General features: G+C 61.0%; 13 protein-coding genes and 2 pseudogenes. 5 read left to right on the forward strand and 10 right to left on the reverse strand.

What is annotated here, in order from left to right; genetic code table 11:
- The first annotated feature begins 6 nt into the window (after window positions 1-6).
- The 5 genes and pseudogenes from tatB to ACIOU6_RS19890 all read left to right on the forward strand — a co-directional run bounded on the left by tatB (window position 7) and on the right by ACIOU6_RS19890 (window position 3,967).
- Window positions 7-459 carry a Sec-independent protein translocase protein TatB gene (gene tatB / locus ACIOU6_RS19870; RefSeq protein WP_401138686.1) on the forward strand — a complete coding sequence of 151 codons (453 nt, stop codon included), beginning with the start codon at window positions 7-9 and terminating at the stop codon, window positions 457-459.
- Window positions 456-1,244, forward strand: coding sequence for a twin-arginine translocase subunit TatC (gene tatC / locus ACIOU6_RS19875; RefSeq protein WP_260455779.1), 789 nt, complete (start codon window positions 456-458; stop codon window positions 1,242-1,244). The genes tatB and tatC overlap by 4 nt, the downstream gene beginning before the upstream one ends.
- Window positions 1,241-1,948: a 16S rRNA (uracil(1498)-N(3))-methyltransferase gene (locus ACIOU6_RS19880; RefSeq protein WP_221731327.1), complete on the forward strand. Its 708-nt coding sequence runs from the start codon at window positions 1,241-1,243 to the stop codon at window positions 1,946-1,948. The genes tatC and ACIOU6_RS19880 overlap by 4 nt, the downstream gene beginning before the upstream one ends.
- Window positions 1,949-2,167: 219 nt before the next feature.
- Window positions 2,168-3,112, forward strand: a pseudogene (locus tag ACIOU6_RS19885) (methyl-accepting chemotaxis protein); the annotation flags it as partial.
- A gap of 141 nt (window positions 3,113-3,253) precedes the next feature.
- Complete coding sequence (locus tag ACIOU6_RS19890) at window positions 3,254-3,967, forward strand: methyl-accepting chemotaxis protein (protein ID WP_401138693.1); 714 nt, start codon at window positions 3,254-3,256, stop codon at window positions 3,965-3,967.
- A 174-nt stretch (window positions 3,968-4,141) separates the two neighbouring features.
- Here the strand turns inward: ACIOU6_RS19890 and mdoH are convergent, their stop codons facing one another.
- The 10 genes and pseudogenes from mdoH to ACIOU6_RS19940 all read right to left on the reverse strand — a co-directional run.
- Window positions 4,142-6,712: a glucans biosynthesis glucosyltransferase MdoH gene (mdoH, locus tag ACIOU6_RS19895; protein ID WP_401138687.1), complete on the reverse strand. Its 2,571-nt coding sequence runs from the start codon at window positions 6,710-6,712 to the stop codon at window positions 4,142-4,144.
- Window positions 6,705-8,519, reverse strand: coding sequence for a glucan biosynthesis protein G (locus ACIOU6_RS19900; RefSeq protein WP_221731330.1), 1,815 nt, complete (start codon window positions 8,517-8,519; stop codon window positions 6,705-6,707). The genes mdoH and ACIOU6_RS19900 overlap by 8 nt, the downstream gene beginning before the upstream one ends.
- Window positions 8,520-8,796: 277 nt before the next feature.
- A complete protein-coding gene (gene dtd / locus ACIOU6_RS19905) occupies window positions 8,797-9,234 on the reverse strand; it encodes a D-aminoacyl-tRNA deacylase (RefSeq protein WP_221731331.1) in 438 nt (145 codons plus the stop codon).
- Window positions 9,231-10,202 (reverse strand): prolyl aminopeptidase, encoded by a 972-nt coding sequence (gene pip, locus ACIOU6_RS19910; protein WP_401138688.1) that lies wholly within the window; start codon window positions 10,200-10,202, stop codon window positions 9,231-9,233. Before pip ends, dtd begins: the two co-directional genes overlap by 4 nt.
- Before the next feature lie 235 nt (window positions 10,203-10,437).
- A complete protein-coding gene (gene hutG / locus ACIOU6_RS19915) occupies window positions 10,438-11,241 on the reverse strand; it encodes an N-formylglutamate deformylase (RefSeq protein ID WP_401138689.1) in 804 nt (267 codons plus the stop codon).
- 10 nt (window positions 11,242-11,251) lie between these two features.
- Window positions 11,252-12,457: an imidazolonepropionase gene (hutI, locus tag ACIOU6_RS19920; protein WP_401138690.1), complete on the reverse strand. Its 1,206-nt coding sequence runs from the start codon at window positions 12,455-12,457 to the stop codon at window positions 11,252-11,254.
- Window positions 12,458-12,557: 100 nt separating this feature from the next.
- Window positions 12,558-14,090: a histidine ammonia-lyase gene (gene hutH, locus ACIOU6_RS19925; protein WP_221733117.1), complete on the reverse strand. Its 1,533-nt coding sequence runs from the start codon at window positions 14,088-14,090 to the stop codon at window positions 12,558-12,560.
- 117 nt (window positions 14,091-14,207) lie between these two features.
- Complete coding sequence (hutH, locus tag ACIOU6_RS19930) at window positions 14,208-15,731, reverse strand: histidine ammonia-lyase (protein WP_401138691.1); 1,524 nt, start codon at window positions 15,729-15,731, stop codon at window positions 14,208-14,210.
- 134 nt (window positions 15,732-15,865) lie between these two features.
- The gene (locus tag ACIOU6_RS19935; protein ID WP_221733119.1) at window positions 15,866-16,696 is read right to left on the reverse strand and encodes a glycine betaine/L-proline ABC transporter ATP-binding protein; all 831 of its coding nucleotides are present in this window, start codon (window positions 16,694-16,696) and stop codon (window positions 15,866-15,868) included.
- Window positions 16,693-16,854, reverse strand: a pseudogene (locus ACIOU6_RS19940) (proline/glycine betaine ABC transporter permease); the annotation flags it as partial. The gene ACIOU6_RS19935 and the pseudogene ACIOU6_RS19940, both read right to left, overlap by 4 nt.

The raw sequence follows: 16,854 nt of genomic DNA on the forward strand, positions 1-16,854 counted from the left end.
TGACTAATGTTTGGTATCAGCTTCACTGAACTGCTGCTCGTCGGCCTCGTTGCCCTGCTGGTGCTGGGCCCCGAGCGACTGCCGGGCGCTGCACGCACCGCCGGCCTGTGGGTCGGGCGACTGAAGCGCAGCTTCAACGCGATCAAACAGGAAGTTGAACGTGAAATCGGCGCTGACGAAATCCGTCGGCAACTGCACAACGAGCACATTCTGTCGCTGGAGCAGGAGGCGCGGAAGATCTTCACGCCGGTTCAGCAGGAACCGACACCGGTTGAACATGTGGGTGAGCAGACGATTCACACCCCTGCCGCAGTCGCTCCGTTGACACCTGCACCCGTTGCCACACAGGCAGAAACGGTGCCCGCTGCAGCAGAAACCTCGGTTGAACACGTTGCTCCAGCCGCCGCGCCCGTAGCGCTGGCCCCTCACGACCCCACATTGCCGCCGCGAGCCCCATGAGCGATCTTCCCGAAAACGACCAGCACATGCCGCTGGTTTCGCACCTCACCGAGTTGCGCACCCGTCTGCTGCGTTGCGTGGCGGCGATTTTCATCATCTTCGCCGGGTTGTTCGCGTTCACCCAGCAGATCTACACCTTCGTCTCGACGCCGCTGCGCCAGTACCTGCCGGTGGGCGCGACGATGATTGCCACCGACGTGTCGTCGCCGTTCCTGACGCCGTTGAAGCTGACGATGATGGTTTCGCTGTTCCTCGCGATTCCGGTGATTCTGCATCAGATCTGGGGCTTCATCGCGCCAGGCCTGTACAAGCATGAGAAGCGCATTGCCGTACCGCTGCTGGTTTCCAGCATCCTGCTGTTCTACACCGGCATGGCCTTCGCCTATTACTTCGTGTTCCCGCTGATTTTCAAATTCTTCGCCGCCGCCACCCCGGCCGGCGTGGAAATGATGACCGACATCGCCAGCTATCTCGATTTCGTCATGACGCTGTTCTTCGCCTTCGGGGTGGCGTTCGAAATCCCGGTGGCCGTGGTGCTGCTGGTGTGGATCGGCGTGGTCGACGTCAAATACCTGAAGAAGATCCGCCCGTACGTGATCATCGGCTGCTTCGTGGTCGGCATGATCCTCACCCCGCCGGACATTTTCTCCCAGACCCTGCTGGCCGTGCCGATGTGGATGCTATTTGAAATCGGCATTTTGTTCGGCAGCCTGGTCAGCAAGCGCGAACGCCCGGAAGAAGCAGCCGACGATCACAACGACCCGCCGCCAGCGACCCAGGCATGAACCTGCTGCTGCTCGAAGAGGCCGATTTCATTGCGCCCGACCGTGTGGTGCTGCGTGATCGTCGCCTGACCCATATGCAGGAAGTTCACCGCTCGGAAGTCGGTGACAGCCTGCGGGTCGGGCGTATAGACGGGTTGATGGGTTCGGCCGAGTTGTTGCGCCTGGAAGCGGGTGAAGCTGAGTTGCGCGTCACCCTCGACCAACCGCCACCGGCCAAGCTGCCACTGACATTGGTGCTGGCCCTGCCCCGCCCGAAAATGCTCCGTCGGGTGTTCCAGACCGTGGCGACCATGGGCGTGTCGAAAGTGATTCTGGTCAACAGCTACCGCGTCGAAAAGAGCTTCTGGCAGACGCCGTTTCTTGAACCGCAAGCGATCCGCGAACAATTGATCCTCGGCCTCGAACAGGCCCGGGATACCGTCCTGCCGCACATCATCATCGAGAAACGCTTCAAACCATTTGTCGAAGACCGTCTGCCAGCCATCACCAACGGCACTCTCGGCCTGGTCGGCCATCCCGGCAACTACCCGCCGTGCCCACGCGCACTCAACGAACCGGTGACCCTGGCGATCGGTCCCGAAGGTGGCTGGATCCCTTACGAAATCGATCTGCTGGCCAAATCCGGCCTGCAACCGGTGCAACTGGGTGAGCGCATTTTGCGGGTTGAAACCGCCGTGACCGCCCTGCTCGCCCGCCTGTTCTAAATTCGCCACATCCCCTGTGGCGGACAAATGGCGTTACAGATTGCCATCACCCAGCCGATACAGTTCCCATAAGTCCAATGAGTGGTCTGAGGGAGTCGTCGCATGTACCGTTGGTTAGCCGAGAGTCTTGGAAACGTCAGCGTCAAACGCAAGCTGGGAATCGGTTTCGGCCTGGTGCTGTTGCTGACGCTGTTGATCACCTTCACCGGCTGGACCGGCATGAGCGGCATCATCAGCCGTGGCGACAAGCTTGGTTTCATCTCCGGCCTAAACGAGCTGACCAAGGATCTGCGCCTGGCGCGCCTGGACTATGAAGCCCGTCGTGGCGAACAAGGTCCCGGCACAGTCAACGAACTGCTTGGCAAACTCGACAGCGGCCTGCAAACCGCTCGCACCCTGATCGAGCAACCCTCCGATGCGGCAATGGTCGATCAGCAACTGGCCGCCGTCGCCGAATACAAACGCGCCTTTGCCGACATGACCCAGGCCACCGTTCAGCGCGAAGACGCCCGCAGCAAGCTTGGCGCCAATGCCGACAACGCCGTGGCGAAGATTTCGGAAGTTGAAAAATCCATGCTGCAGGGCGACAGCGTCGCCCAATTCAACAGCGTGATCGAACTGAGCAAACTGCTGCAGCAGGCGCGCTATCAGGTGCGCGGCTACACCTACAGCGGCAAGGCCGATGCTGAGCAGCCGGCGCTAGACGCCATCGACAATGCGCTGAAAAATCTCGAGAGCCTGCCATCGAAGCTGCCGGAACAGCACATCGCCAACCTGCAGCAGGCCACTGACTCAATCAAGGCCTATCGCGCAGCGGTCGCCCAGTTCCGCGACTCCCAGATCAACACCGCCAAGGCCAAGGCAATCATGTCGGCTCAGGGCGACATCCTCCTCGACGTGAGCAAAAAACTCACCGAATCCCAGACCATCGTGCGCGACACCGATGCCGCACACGCCAAGAACATGCTGATCATCGCCACCCTGCTGGCGGTAGCTTTCGGCCTGCTGGCTGCGTGGGCGATCACCCGACAGATCATCATTCCGTTGAATCAGACCCTGCAGGTCGCCGAACGCGTGGCGGCCGGCGATCTGACCCACAACCTCGTCTCGCTGCGTCGCGATGAACTGGGCCAATTGCAACGCTCGATGCAGAGCATGACCCAAGGCCTGCGCGAGTTGATCGGTGGCATCAGCGAAGGCGTCACCCAGATCGCCAGCGCTGCCGAAGAACTGTCGGCCGTGACCGAGCAGACCAGCGCCGGGGTCAACAATCAGAAGATCGAGACCGACCAGGTCGCCACCGCCATGAACGAAATGGCCGCCACCGTGCAGGAAGTCGCGCGCAACGCCGAAGAGGCTTCCGAAGCCGCCGTTGCCGCCGACCAGCAGGCCCGCGAAGGCGATAAGGTGGTGGGTGAGGCGATCACCCAGATCGAACGCCTGGCCGTTGAAGTGGGCCACTCCACCGAAGCCATGGGCGAACTTAAACGCGAAAGCGACAAGATCGGCAGCGTGCTCGACGTGATCAAATCCGTGGCCCAGCAAACCAACCTGCTGGCGCTCAACGCGGCAATCGAAGCGGCGCGTGCGGGCGAGGCCGGCCGTGGCTTCGCGGTGGTTGCTGACGAAGTGCGCAGCCTTGCCCAGCGCACGCAGAAGTCCACCGAAGAGATCGAAGAACTGATCGTAGGCCTGCAAAACGGCACCCAGCAAGTGGCGACGATCATGGACAACAGCCGCAGCCTGACTGACAGCAGCGTGGAGTTGACCCGCCGCGCCGGTGGCTCACTGGAAAGCATCACCCGCACCGTATCGGCGATTCAGGCGATGAACCAGCAGATCGCGGCAGCAGCCGAGCAGCAGAGCGCCGTGGCCGAAGAGATCAACCGTAGCGTGCTGAACGTGCGTGATGTGTCGGATCAGACCTCGGCGGCGAGTGAAGAGACAGCAGCGTCCAGCGTTGAACTGGCGCGGTTGGGCACGCATTTGCAGATGCTGGTGGGCCGATTCAAGGTTTGAGGTCACTGATCTGCCTCGGCTCGCTTCGGACCGAGGTAATGTTATCGCTAGCAAGCCGGCCCACAGGTGAATGAGTCGATCACAACGGTTGTGTTCGACTCATTCACTGTGGCTTACCTAGGCTATGGGACTTTTCAGTGCCATAAAAAACCCCGCTTTCGCGGGGTTTTCTCATCAGGCCGGCTGAGCCTGAAGACTCACCGGTCGCAGCGGCAGCAGCGGGGCGTGCGGATCGGCTTTCACCGATGCGCGCCAGGCATTGAGCCACTCGGCGTGACCGTCGGCCCAGACCTGCTCATGCAGACGCGCCAAAGCGACCGGATCGCTCAGCAGTTGCAGGCGATCATGGTTACTCAGCGCCGCCGGGCCAACCTTCAGTGCGTGACGCACACGCTCCTGACGCAGCCACTCGATCGGCTCGGCCTGGCCGTGACGGGCCGTCGCCAGCGAGCACGCCAGAGCGTTCTGCTGCGGGTCGACCACGGCGCGGACAAAGCCGTCGTTCAGTGCGTGCCAGCGGTTTTCGTGGGTGTACTGATCGGTGGCCAGCAGCGCCTGTGGCGGATTGTATTCCTCAGGGATGAGGAACAGGCTCTCGTCACGGGACTTCAAGCCCAGACCCACACGACTGGAAATCACCGACACCGGGATCGACAGCATCAGCGAACCGACGATAGGCACCAGCCACCACAGGAAGCTTGGGTTCAGCCAGATCACCAACAGCGCCCAGCAGAAACCCAGCAGCGTTTGCGGCCCGTGGCGCTTGACCGCCTCGCTCCATGGCGTGGAGTCGTCGTCACGCTGTGGCGAGTTCCAGGTGGCGGCCCAGCCCAGGAACGCGGCCAGAACAAAACGGGTGTGGAAAATCATCCGCACCGGCGCCAGCAGCATGGAGAACAGCATTTCCAGCAGCATCGACAGCGTCACCTTGAACTTGCCGCCGAACTCTTTCGCGCCCTTGGCCCAGATCAGGATGATGCTCAACAACTTCGGCAGGAACAGCAGCACGATGGTGGTCGAGAACAACGCGATTGCCTTTTCCGGGTGCCATTGCGGCCACAGCGGATAGAGCTGACGCGGTTCAAGGAAGTACTGAGGTTCCATCAGCGTGTTCACCGCCAGCAGCGCGGTCGACAGCACCAGGAAGAAGAACCACAACGGTGCCGACAGGTACGACATCACGCCCGTCAGGAACACCGCACGGTGCACCGGGTGCATGCCCTTGACCAGGAACAGTCGGAAGTTCATCAGGTTGCCGTGGCACCAGCGACGGTCACGCTTGAGTTCGTCGAGCAGGTTGGGCGGTAACTCTTCGTAGCTGCCCGGCAGGTCGTAGGCAATCCACACGCCCCAGCCGGCACGACGCATCAGCGCCGCTTCAACGAAGTCGTGAGACAGGATTGCCCCAGAGAACGCACCTTTGCCCGGCAACGGCGCCAAGGCGCAGTGGTCGATGAACGGCTTCATGCGGATGATCGCGTTGTGACCCCAGTAATGGGATTCACCCAACTGCCAGAAGTGCAGACCGGCAGTGAACAACGGGCCATACACGCGGGTCGCGAACTGCTGCATGCGCGCATACAGGGTGTCCATGCCCGACGCACGAGGCGCGGTCTGGATAATCCCGGCGTCCGGCGTGGCTTCCATCAAGCGCACCAGACTGGTCAGGCACTCGCCGCTCATGACCGAGTCGGCGTCGAGCACGACCATGTACTTGTAGTCACCGCCCCAGCGACGGCAGAAGTCGTCGAGGTTGCCGCTCTTGCGTTTCACACGACGGCGACGGCGGCGATAGAAGATCTTGCCGAAGCCTTTGGCTTCACGGCAGACGTCCAGCCAGGCTTGTTGCTCGGCCACGCAGATGTCGGTGTCGTTACTGTCACTGAGCACGAAGAAGTCGAAACGATCCAGATCACCGGTGGCGGCAACCGATTCGAAGGTGGCGCGCAGACCGGCAAATACCCGGGGCACGTCTTCGTTGCAGATCGGCATCACCAGCGCGGTACGGGCGTCTTTGGCAATCGGCTCGTTGCCGGCGCTTTTGCCGGAGATGCGGTATTTATCGTGACCGGTGAGCAACTCGAGGAAGCCCATCAACGCGGTCCAGAAACCGGCCGACACCCAGCAGAACAGAATCCCGAACAGAATCAGGATGCTGGTTTGCAGCGCATACGGCAGCACTTGCGTGGCGGTTTGCAGCAGCGGCTGGTGCAGGACTTCGTCGAGGTCGACGAACGACCAACCCTGGTACGGCATGATGCCTTTCATGTACCAGCCGGCGACGATGGTCTGGCCGAGCATCAGCAGCAACAGAATGTAGCGACGGATCGAACCGACGGTGCGCCAGCGCGCGGCCGGCAGCACGTTTTCGTCTTTGGGCGGTTGCGGCGGGTTGGTGCGGCCGGTCAGGCGGCGCCAGCCACGCACCAGAACATTGGTACGCCAAGGCTCCGGCACGACTTTGGTGCGACGAATCGGCGGCGTGGCCTTGAGACTGACCCGGCCGCTGGCGTCGAGCACCAGCATTTGCGCATCTTCCAGCGCTTCAGCCGTGCTCAGGGTCAGGCGCTTGCCGACCGAAGCCTGGGCGGCTTCGGTCGGCGCGTCGAACGTCGAGGACGATAGGCGTTCATGCAGCTCGCTGAACGACTGGCAGCCCGCGAGTTCCGCGCGCTGCTCGTCGGTCATCGGCAGATGCGCCAGATACTCGGACAGAGTCTCTGGCTGTACTTGAGAGTTACTCATCGGCAGGCAACTGATAGCTCCAGGTCTCGGTCAGGACTTCTTCAGTCGGTGCCGATTCCGGTGTGGCTGGGGCCGCGTCCGCAGCGGCTGGCTGCTTGGCGTCTTTGTTGGCCTTGTCCTTGGCCTCTGCGTCTGGCTTGGCATCTGCCTGTTTGGCCTCGGCTGCCTTGGCTTCCTTGTCGGCTTTCGCTTGTTGCTTGGCGGCAATCTTGTCGGCCTTGGCAACGGACGAGTTAGACGTCGGCACCGCAGACTTGGCCAGATCAGCGGTTACCACTGGCTGCACCAGTGCGGCACGCATCTCGGTCGACTTGCTCGCATCCTTGATTTTCATCCGCAGGGTCAAGCGCCAGCCCTTGGTTTCAGGGTTGTAGCGCACGCTGTTTTCAACCAGTTCGGCGTTGTCACCGACGCTGACCTGGCTGCGAACGTCAGCGTCCGGGGCCAGCGCCGCCAGCGATGGACCTTCAAAGTCGACCAGGTAGGCAACGCTGCCATCGGGCTGACGGATCAGGTTCGATTGCTTGACGTCACCGGTCGAACGCAGCGTCTGCGCAACCCAGGCGCTGTCCGGCGCGTGAATCGCGGCTTCATCCATGGTCCAGTGCATGCGGTAGGCGAAGTCCAGCGGCTGGCCCGGCTCCGGCATTTTTTCCGGGCTCCAGAACGCAACGATGTTGTCGTTGGTTTCGTCGGCGGTCGGAATCTCTACCAGATCAACGGTGCCCTTGCCCCAGTCGCCCTTCGGCTCGATCCAGGCGCTTGGGCGCTTGTCGTAGCGGTCGTCGAGGTCTTCGTAGTGGCTGAAGTCACGGCCACGTTGCAGCAGACCGAAACCGCGCAGGTTGTCGACGCTGAAATTGCTCACGGCCAAGTGTTTAGGGTTGTTCAGCGGACGCCAGATCCACTCGCCGTTACCGGCATGGATCGACAGACCGCTGGAGTCGTGCAGTTCACGGCGGTAGTTGAGGACTTTGGACGGCTGGTTCGCGCCGAACAGGAACATGCTGGTCAACGGGGCGATGCCCAGTTTGCCGACCTTGTCACGCAGGAACATCTGCGCCTTGACGTCGACAATGGTGTCGCTGCCCGGACGCAGGATCAGACGATAGGCACCGGTGGCACGCGGCGAATCCAGCAGGGCGTAGATCACCAGATGCTTGTCAGCCGGCTTCGGCTGTTCAATCCAGAACTCGCGAAAACGCGGAAACTCTTCGCCCGACGGCAACGCGGTATCGATGGCCAGGCCACGAGCCGAAAGACCGTAGGTGTGACCCTTGCCGACGACGCGGAAGTAGCTCGCGCCCAGCATGGTCATGATTTCGTCTTGCTTGTCGGCCTTGTTGATCGGGTACAGCACACGGAAACCGGCATAACCCAGTTTATCGGTGGCCTTAGGATCGAATTTCAGATCGCCGAAATCGAAACGCGAAGGGTCGTATTTGATCTCTTCGACGGTGTTAGCCGTGATTTCGTTGATTTTCACCGGTGTATCGAAGTGCATACCCTGGTGATAGAAGGACAGTTTGAACGGGGTCTTCTGATCAGCCCACTCAGCCTTTTCGGTGAGGAAGCGGATTTTCTGATAGTCCGCGAATTTCATGTCGCGGAATTCGTTCGGCAGGTTGCTGCGGGGGGCTTCGAACTTCTGTCCGGCCAGCTCTTTAGCCTTGGCCGATACATCGTCAAGATTGAACGCCCAAAGCTGACCGGCGCTGAGCAGGCACAGGAGCGCGGAGCCCGCTACCAAAGCACTTCGAACGCGTTTGGCAGACAATTTTGCTGCATTACAGGGACTAACAATCACGAGCAACCCTCGCCGAAAACAGATCAAAAAACCAACGGCCAGCTATCTATATGCCAGGTTGGCGAGCATTGTTCCGACTCCGCTGGGGCAAAATGATTCCCCAATCGGATCCAGACAAGTCTCTACCTAAGTCAAAAATGGACCAACGAACGCTGATCCCCATAGCGCGCGATTATCTAGTAGCCCGCATGACAACGCATCAGGGGTAACAAAGTATTTATCGCGAAAACACCCTAAAAACAGTCGAAATTTCCTAAAGAAGGTGTTTCAGGTGCTTTTAGGTCTGTAACAAAAAGGTAACCGGGCCATCGTTGACCAAATGCACCTGCATATCAGCGCCGAATCTACCTGATGCCACAGTGCCATGCACCTGTTTCGCTTTGCTTAATAGATAGTCGAACAATTCCTCGCCCAGAGCCGGTGGCGCCGCCGTTGAAAAGCTCGGCCGCAACCCGCTTTTGGTGTCGGCGGCCAGGGTGAACTGAGAGACCAGCAGCAACCCGCCACCCACGTCCGCCAAGGACAAATTCATCTTGCCCTCGGCGTCACTGAATACCCGATAGTTAAGCAGCTTATGCAGAAGTTTGTCGGCGCTGACACGCGTGTCGTCGGGTTCGATCGCCACCAGGACCAGCAACCCCTGATCGACCGCACCCACTACCTCGCCCGCCACCTCTACTCGAGCGCCACGCACTCGCTGTAACAGGCCCTTCATGCTTCTTCGGGCGACAGGTCGAGCAGGCGCTGCGCCATTTGACCGGCGGCACGCACCAGCGCGTCGGTGATGCCCGGTTCGGACGCGGCATGACCGGCGTCGCGAATCACCTGCAACTCGCTGTTCGGCCACGCCTGATGCAGTTCCCAGGCGTTATCCAGTGGGCAGATCACATCGTAACGACCGTGAATGATCACGCCCGGCAAGTGAGCAATCTTGCCCATGTCGCGAATCAGTTGGTTCGGTTCAAGAAAGGCATTGTTGGTGAAGTAGTGGCACTCGATCCGCGCAATCGACAGCGCGCGTTGCGGTTCGCAGAACCGATCGACCACCAGCGGGTTCGGCCGCAGGGTCGCGGTGCGCCCTTCCCAGGTCGACCAGGCTTTGGCCGCGTGCATCTGGGCGATCTGGTCGTTACCCGTGAGGCGTTTGTGGAAGGCGCTGAGCAGATCATCGCGCTCGTCCAGCGGAATCGGCGCGATGTAGTCCTGCCAGTAATCGGGGAACAGGCGGCTGGCGCCAGCCTGATAGAACCACTCGATTTCCTGCGGGCGGCAGAGAAAGATCCCGCGCAGGATCAAGCCATGCACGCGCTCCGGGTGAGTTTGTGCATAGGCCAGCGCCAGGGTCGAACCCCACGAACCACCGAACAGCACCCATTTTTCGATGCCCAGGTGCTGGCGGATGCGCTCAAGGTCGGCGACCAGATCCCAAGTGGTGTTGTTTTCCAGGCTGGCGTGCGGGGTGGAGCGTCCGCAACCGCGCTGGTCGAAAGTGACGATGCGGTACAGGTTCGGATCGAAATAGCGTCGGCTCTGAGCGTCGCAACCGGCGCCAGGGCCGCCGTGGATGAACACGACCGGCAAGCCTTGCGGTGAACCGCTCTCGTCGACATACAACGTATGCGTGTCATCGACAGCCAGATCGTGCCGGGCGTAAGGTTTGATCTGCGGGAACAAAGTCTGCATTGCGCGCTCCGTAAGGGGTCGAGGTCATCCCTGGGGGGACTTCTATTATTCTGCCGTTGGGCATCATAAACCCGATTTACGTCAATAAGCATGCCTGTGCACTACCGCGATTTTTCTGCTGCATATAAAACATGTGGGAGCGGGCTTGCTCGCGAAGAGGCCGTATCAGTCGACATCAATATTGACTGTTCCGACGCCTTCGCGAGCAAGCCCGCTCTCACAGGGGATGGTGTTGTTACTTGAGAGCGTGTTTCTGGCCCCAGGCAATAAAGTGCTGTAGCAGCGCCTTGAGGACCACCCGCGTCGGCTCGGCCAAGTCGGCGCGATAGCGGAACGGCTCGAACTCTTCCATGTAGGTGCACTGGCACAGTTCCAGTTGCACGGCGTGGATGTTCTCGGCCGGGTTGCCGTAATGGCGGGTGATGTGGCCGCCCTTGAAGCGTCCGTTCAGGACGTGGCTGTACTCGCCGTGGCGAGCGCAGATCGCTTCCAGTTCCGTGGCCAGTTGCCGATCACAACTGGCGCCATTGAAGGTGCCGAGGTTGAAGTCCGGCAGTTTGCCGTCGAACAGGTGCGGGATGATCGAGCGGATCGAATGCGCGTCGAACAGCAACGCGTAACCGAACTCGGCCTTCAGCCGCGCCAGTTCTTCCTGCAAGGTGCGGTGGTACGGCGTCCAGATCTGCTCCAGGTAAGTCGCGCGCTCTTCTTTCGAACGCTCCTGGCCTTCCTTGAACAACGGGATGCCATCGAACAAAGTCGCGGGATACAGCCCGGTGGTGGCGCCGGCGTACAGCGGTTTGTCGTCGGACGGCCGGTTCAGGTCGATGACGAAACGCGAGTACTCGGCCGCCAGGGTGCTGGCGCCGAGTTCTTCGGCGAAGTCATAGAGCTGCGGAATGTGCCAGTCAGTGTCCGGCCGGCTTTGCGCATCCGGGATCAGGCCAGCCTCGACAGCAGGCGTCAGGCGCAGACCGGCGTGAGGCATGCTGATCAACAGCGGCACACGACCTTGTTTGAAATTCAGAACCTTATCCACAACCGTTCTCCTACAGACTTGATTCGACGCCGTGACGCACGACGCGTTTGTCCAGATCACCACCGAGCCAATAGGCCAGATCCGCCGGACGATCAATGTGCCAGGCGACGAAATCCGCGACCTTGCCGACTTCCAGCGAACCGTGGGTGTCAGCCATGCCCAGCGCTTGCGCGGCATGAATCGTCGCGCCGGCCAGCGCTTCTTCCGGTGTCATGCGAAAACAGGTGCAGGCCATGTTGAGCATCAGGCGCAACGACAGCGCTGGCGAAGTGCCGGGGTTGAGGTCGCTGGCGATGGCGATCTTCACCTTGTGCTTGCGCAGGGCTTCCATCGGCGGCAATTGGGTTTCACGCAGGAAGTAGAACGCGCCCGGCAGCAGCACCGCGACCGTGTCGGATTCGGCCATGGCGATGGCGTCGGCTTCGTCCATGAACTCCAGGTGATCGGCCGACAACGCGTGGTAGCGCGCCGCCAGGCTGGAGCCGTGCAGCGAGGACAATTGCTCGGCGTGCAGCTTCACCGGCAGACCCAGTTTGTGGGCAGCGATGAACACGCGTTCAACCTGTTCCGGCGAGAACGCCAGGTATTCGCAAAACGCATCCACGGCATCAACCAAACCTTCGGCGGCCAATGCTGGCAGCATCTGGGTGCAGACCAGATCGATGTAATCGTCAGCGCGTTCCTTGTATTCCGGCGGTAGCGCATGTGCGGCCAGACAGGTGCTGCGCACGCTGATCGGCAGTTCGGCAGCCAGACGCCGAATCACGCGCAGGATCTTGCGCTCATTGGCCAGATCGAGGCCGTAGCCAGATTTCATCTCGACCGTGGTCACGCCGTCACGCATCAGGCTTTTCAAGCGTTTGGCGGCACTGGCGAACAATTCGTCTTCGCTCGCTTCGCGGGTGGCACGCACGGTGCTGGCGATGCCGCCGCCGGCCGCGGCGATCTCGGCGTAGCTAACGCCTTGCAGGCGCTTTTCGAACTCGCCGCTGCGGTTGCCGCCGAACACCGTGTGGGTGTGGCAGTCGATCAGGCCGGGGGTGACCCACGCGCCTTGCAAGTCATTGACCGCCGGGTATTCGCCGGATGGCAATTGATTGCGCGGGCCGATCCACTCGATGTGCGCACCGGACGTCACGATGGCCGCATCCTCGATGATCGAGTAGACGCCTTGCGCCATGGTTGCGACGTGGCAGTGTTGCCAGAGGGTTTTCATCCCAAGTCCTCGTCTTGTTCAAAATCGATTCGCGAGCAAGCCCGCTCCCACATTTGGAATGCGTTCCCCTGTGGGAGCGGGCTTGCTCGCGAAAAGGCCATCACAGGCTCGGCAAAAGCTTGGCTGGAACCAGCTCGCTCAAGCAACGCGATGCCAACAACTCAGTCGCGGCATTGATGTCCGGCGCAAAGAACCGATCTTTCTCATAGAACGGCACTTCCTTACGCAAAATCGCCCGGGCCTGTTCTAACTTCGCCGAGGTTTTCAGACCGTTACGCAAGTCCAGCCCCTGGGCCGCCGCCAGCCATTCCACCGCGAGAATCCCGCGGGTATTCTCGGCCATTTCCCACAGACGCTTGCCGGCCGCCGGGGCCATCGAGACGTGGTCTTCCTGGTTGGCCGAAGTTGGCAGGCTGTCCACCGAGTGCGGATGGGACAGCGCCTTGTTTTCGCTGGCCAGTGCCGCCGCCGTCACCTGGGCGATCATGAAACCAGAGTTCACGCCGCCATTGGCCACCAGGAACGGCGGCAGTTGCGACATGTGCTTGTCCATCATCAGCGAGATGCGGCGTTCGCTCAGCGAGCCGATTTCAGCGATGGCCAGGGCCATGTTGTCAGCGGCCATGGCCACCGGTTCGGCGTGGAAGTTACCGCCGGAAATCACATCGCCTTCAGCGGCGAACACCAACGGGTTATCCGACACGGCGTTGGCTTCGATCGCCAGCACTTCAGCCGCTTGACGGAACTGGGTCAGGCACGCGCCCATGACTTGCGGCTGGCAGCGCAGCGAGTAAGGGTCTTGAACCTTTTCACAGTTCTGGTGCGAGTCGGACACTTCGCTGCGCTCACCGAGCAGATCACGGTAAGCGGCAGCCGCGTCGATCTGGCCTTTCTGGCCACGGGCGGCGTGGATACGCGCGTCGAACGGCGAGCGCGAGCCGAGCACCGCTTCAACCGTCAAACCGCCCAGCGCCAGGGCGCCAGCGAACAGGTCTTCACCTTCAAACAGACCGCGCAACGCATACGCAGTAGACACCTGAGTACCGTTAAGCAGCGCCAGACCTTCCTTCGCCGCCAACGTCAGCGGTGTCAGACCGGCGACTTTCAGCGCTTCGGTCGCCTCCATCCACTCGCCCTTGTACCGTGCCTTGCCCTCGCCCAGCAGCACCAGCGACATGTGCGCCAATGGCGCCAGATCGCCTGAAGCCCCGACCGAACCTTTCAGCGGAATGTGCGGATAAACCTCGGCGTTGATCAGCGCGATCAGCGCATCGATCACCACACGGCGGATGCCGGAGAAACCACGGCTGAGGCTGTTGACCTTGAGCACCATAACCAGCCGCACCAGCGCATCGCTGATCGGCTCACCGACACCGGCGGCGTGGGACAACACCAGCGAACGCTGAAGGTTTTCCAGGTCTTCGCTGGCGATGCGGGTCGAGGCCAGCAGGCCGAAACCGGTGTTGATGCCGTAGGCCGTGCGATTCTCGGCGAGGATCTGCTCGACGCAGGCGACGCTGGCTTCGATCTGTGCCGAGGCGCTGTTGTCGAGGCTCAGCTTGACCGGGTTTTGAAAAACGTCACGCAATTGGGCCAGGCTCAGTTGGCCGGGGATCAGGTTTAGCGCAGTCATTTAAATGCTCCTTTTGAGAGTTTGTTATTAACTACCAGTCGCTCCGGAGCATTCCGTTATCCGTCGTTTCTCGTCTTTTGGACGATCCACGCCTTGGCACGCTGGTATGGGTAATGGTCAGTGCAGATTCGGTAATACGTTGTGCAGCAAATTCGTGTCTTTCAAAACGCTCGCAGCCGCGGCGATATCCGGCGCCAGCCAGCGGTCCTGATCGTAGGCCGGGACTTTCTCACGCAGCAGTCGCCACGCGATATCAGTGCCCGCGCCAAAGCGCTGCTCCTTGAGGAATTCAAACGCTTGCGCCGCCAGCAGATATTCGATGGCGAGGATCTGCGTGCAGTTTTCCAGGGCGCGATGCAGCTTCAGCGCAGCGTTGGTGCCCATGCTCAGGTGGTCTTCCTGCAAGCCTGAGGTGATGTAGTTGTCGAGCACCGCCGGTTGCGCCAATTGACGGTTTTCGGCGCACAGCGACGCGGCGACGTATTGCACGATCATCATCCCGGAGTTCACCCCCGGGTTGGCCACCAGAAACGCCGGCAAACCACTGACGTGCGGGTTGACCAGACGATCGAGACGACGCTCGGCAATCGAGCCGATTTCGGCCACGGCAATCGCCAGCAAATCCGCGGCCATCGCCACCGACTGACCGTGCGGATTGGCCTGGGACATGACCCGGAAATCGTCCGGCGTACCCAGTAGCAGGGGGTTGTCGGTGCAGCCGTTGAGTTCGGCTTCGACCTGTTTGATTGCGTGTTGCAACTGATCGCGAGCGGCGCCATGCACCTGCGGGATCGAACGGATGCTCAAGGCGTCCTGAGTGCGAATGCCTTTGTTTGAGGCGATCACTTCACTGCCATCCAGTAACGCGCGCAGATTGACGCCAACCTGCTGCATGCCCGGGTGCGGCTTGAGCGCGATGATCTCGGCATCGAACGCCGCAATCTGTCCGCGCTGGGCTTCGAAACTCATCGCGCCGATCACGTCGGCCCATTGCACCAGACGCGTGGCATCGGCAATCGCCAGGCAACTGAGGCCGGTCATGCACGGCGTGCCGTTGACCAGGCACAAACCGTCCTTCGCCCCCAGTTGCACCGGTTGCAGCCCCTCTTCAGCCAACGCCTGTTGCGCAGCAACGATCTGCCCTCGATAGCTGACATTGCCCACGCCCAGCAGCGCAATGCCGATGTGCGCCATGTGGGTCAGGTAACCCACCGAGCCTTGCGACGGCACTTGCGGGGTGATGCCGCGATTGAGCAGCGTCAGCAGTGCTTCGACCACCCGGCGATGCAGGCCGGACTTGCCTTGGCTGAAGTTGCGGACCGCCGCGCAGATGATCGCGCGGGTCTGTTCGTCAGGCAGTACCGGGCCAACGCCGCAGGCGTGGCTGAGCAAGGTGTTGCGCGACAACTGGCTGAGTTGTTCGTCTTTGAGCGAGACGTTGGACAACCCGCCCAGACCGGTATTGACGCCATAAGCGCGCTCACCGCTAACGACGATGCGCTGGACGATGGCCTGGGCGTTTTCGATGCGCGCCCAGGTCTCGCTCGACAGCTCAAGTTGTGCGCCGTGCCGGGCGACGGCGACCACGTCCTGCCAACTCAAAGGGGCGCCGGTGATAACGATTTTTTCAGCCTGGGACATCTAAAACCTCAACCGTAATATTGATGCAGCTTTACCGACGCCTTCACGAGCAACCCCGCTCCCACAGGGGACGCATTCCAAATGTGGGAGCAGGCTTGCTCGCGAAGGGGCCGGACCAGCCAACACAAAACTGCCTAAACCACCGCCGCCCGCCGCTGCACGAAGCGGTCGACATACTCGTCCGCCGGCGAGTGCAGGATCTCGCGTGGCGTGCCGACCTGAATCAGCTTGCCGTCCTTGAGAATTGCAATGCGATTCCCGATACGCACGGCTTCGTCGAGGTCGTGGGTGATGAAGACAATGGTCTTGTGCAGGGTCTTTTGCAGCTCCAGCAACTGGTCCTGCATCTCGGCGCGGATCAGCGGATCGAGGGCGCTGAATGCTTCGTCCATGAGGATGATGTCGGTGTCCGCCGCCAACGCGCGGGCCAGGCCGACACGCTGACGCATGCCGCCGGAAAGCTGATGCGGGTATTTGTTTTCGTAGCCCTTGAGGCCCACGGTGTTGATCCAGTGCAGCGCGCGTTCAGAGCACATCTGCTTGCTCTCGCCGCGCACTTTCAGGCCGTAGGCGACGTTGTCGAGGACGGTCTTGTGCGGCAGCAGGCCGAAGCTCTGGAACACCATGCTGATCTTGTGCCGACGAAATTCGCGCAGGGCATCCATGTCGTATTGCAGGATGTCCACGCCGTCGACCAGGATCGCGCCACTGGTCGGGTCGATCAGGCGATTGAAGTGGCGCACCAGCGTCGATTTGCCGGAACCTGAGAGGCCCATGATCACGAAGATCTCGCCCGTGCCGATGCTCAGCGACAGGTCGTTGACCCCGACCACGCAACCGGTCTCGCTCAGCACCTGATCCTTGGTCTTGCCCTGGCCGACCATGGCCAGTGCATCCTTGGCGCGGTTGCCGAAAATCTTGAAGACGTTTTTGACTTCGATCTTGCTCACGGTTGCGTCGCTCATTTGCTCACCTCATGCCGTGGCCGCCCATACGCTTGGGTAATGCGGTCGATGACCACTGCGAGAATCACGATCGCCAGACCGGCCTCAAGACCGCGCCCGACGTTGAGGGTCTGAATGCCCACCAGTACATCTTCACCCAGACCACGGGCACCGATCAT

Origin of the sequence: Pseudomonas sp. NPDC087615 (genome assembly GCF_044743445.1) — a bacterium.
GTDB lineage: Bacteria > Pseudomonadota > Gammaproteobacteria > Pseudomonadales > Pseudomonadaceae > Aquipseudomonas > Aquipseudomonas baetica_A.

Excerpts from the sequence above, each read along its gene's own strand:
- tatB (WP_401138686.1), top strand. The coding sequence starts at position 7 with ATGTTTGGTATCAGCTTCACTGAACTGCTGCTCGTCGGCCTCGTTGCC.
- tatC (WP_260455779.1), top strand. The coding sequence starts at position 456 with ATGAGCGATCTTCCCGAAAACGACCAGCACATGCCGCTGGTTTCGCAC.
- ACIOU6_RS19880 (WP_221731327.1), top strand. The coding sequence starts at position 1,241 with ATGAACCTGCTGCTGCTCGAAGAGGCCGATTTCATTGCGCCCGACCGT.
- ACIOU6_RS19890 (WP_401138693.1), top strand. The coding sequence starts at position 3,254 with ATGAACGAAATGGCCGCCACCGTGCAGGAAGTCGCGCGCAACGCCGAA.
- mdoH (WP_401138687.1), bottom strand. The coding sequence starts at position 6,712 with ATGAGTAACTCTCAAGTACAGCCAGAGACTCTGTCCGAGTATCTGGCG.
- dtd (WP_221731331.1), bottom strand. The coding sequence starts at position 9,234 with ATGAAGGGCCTGTTACAGCGAGTGCGTGGCGCTCGAGTAGAGGTGGCG.
- pip (WP_401138688.1), bottom strand. The coding sequence starts at position 10,202 with ATGCAGACTTTGTTCCCGCAGATCAAACCTTACGCCCGGCACGATCTG.
- hutI (WP_401138690.1), bottom strand. The coding sequence starts at position 12,457 with ATGAAAACCCTCTGGCAACACTGCCACGTCGCAACCATGGCGCAAGGC.
- hutH (WP_221733117.1), bottom strand. The coding sequence starts at position 14,090 with ATGACTGCGCTAAACCTGATCCCCGGCCAACTGAGCCTGGCCCAATTG.
- hutH (WP_401138691.1), bottom strand. The coding sequence starts at position 15,731 with ATGTCCCAGGCTGAAAAAATCGTTATCACCGGCGCCCCTTTGAGTTGG.
- ACIOU6_RS19935 (WP_221733119.1), bottom strand. The coding sequence starts at position 16,696 with ATGAGCGACGCAACCGTGAGCAAGATCGAAGTCAAAAACGTCTTCAAG.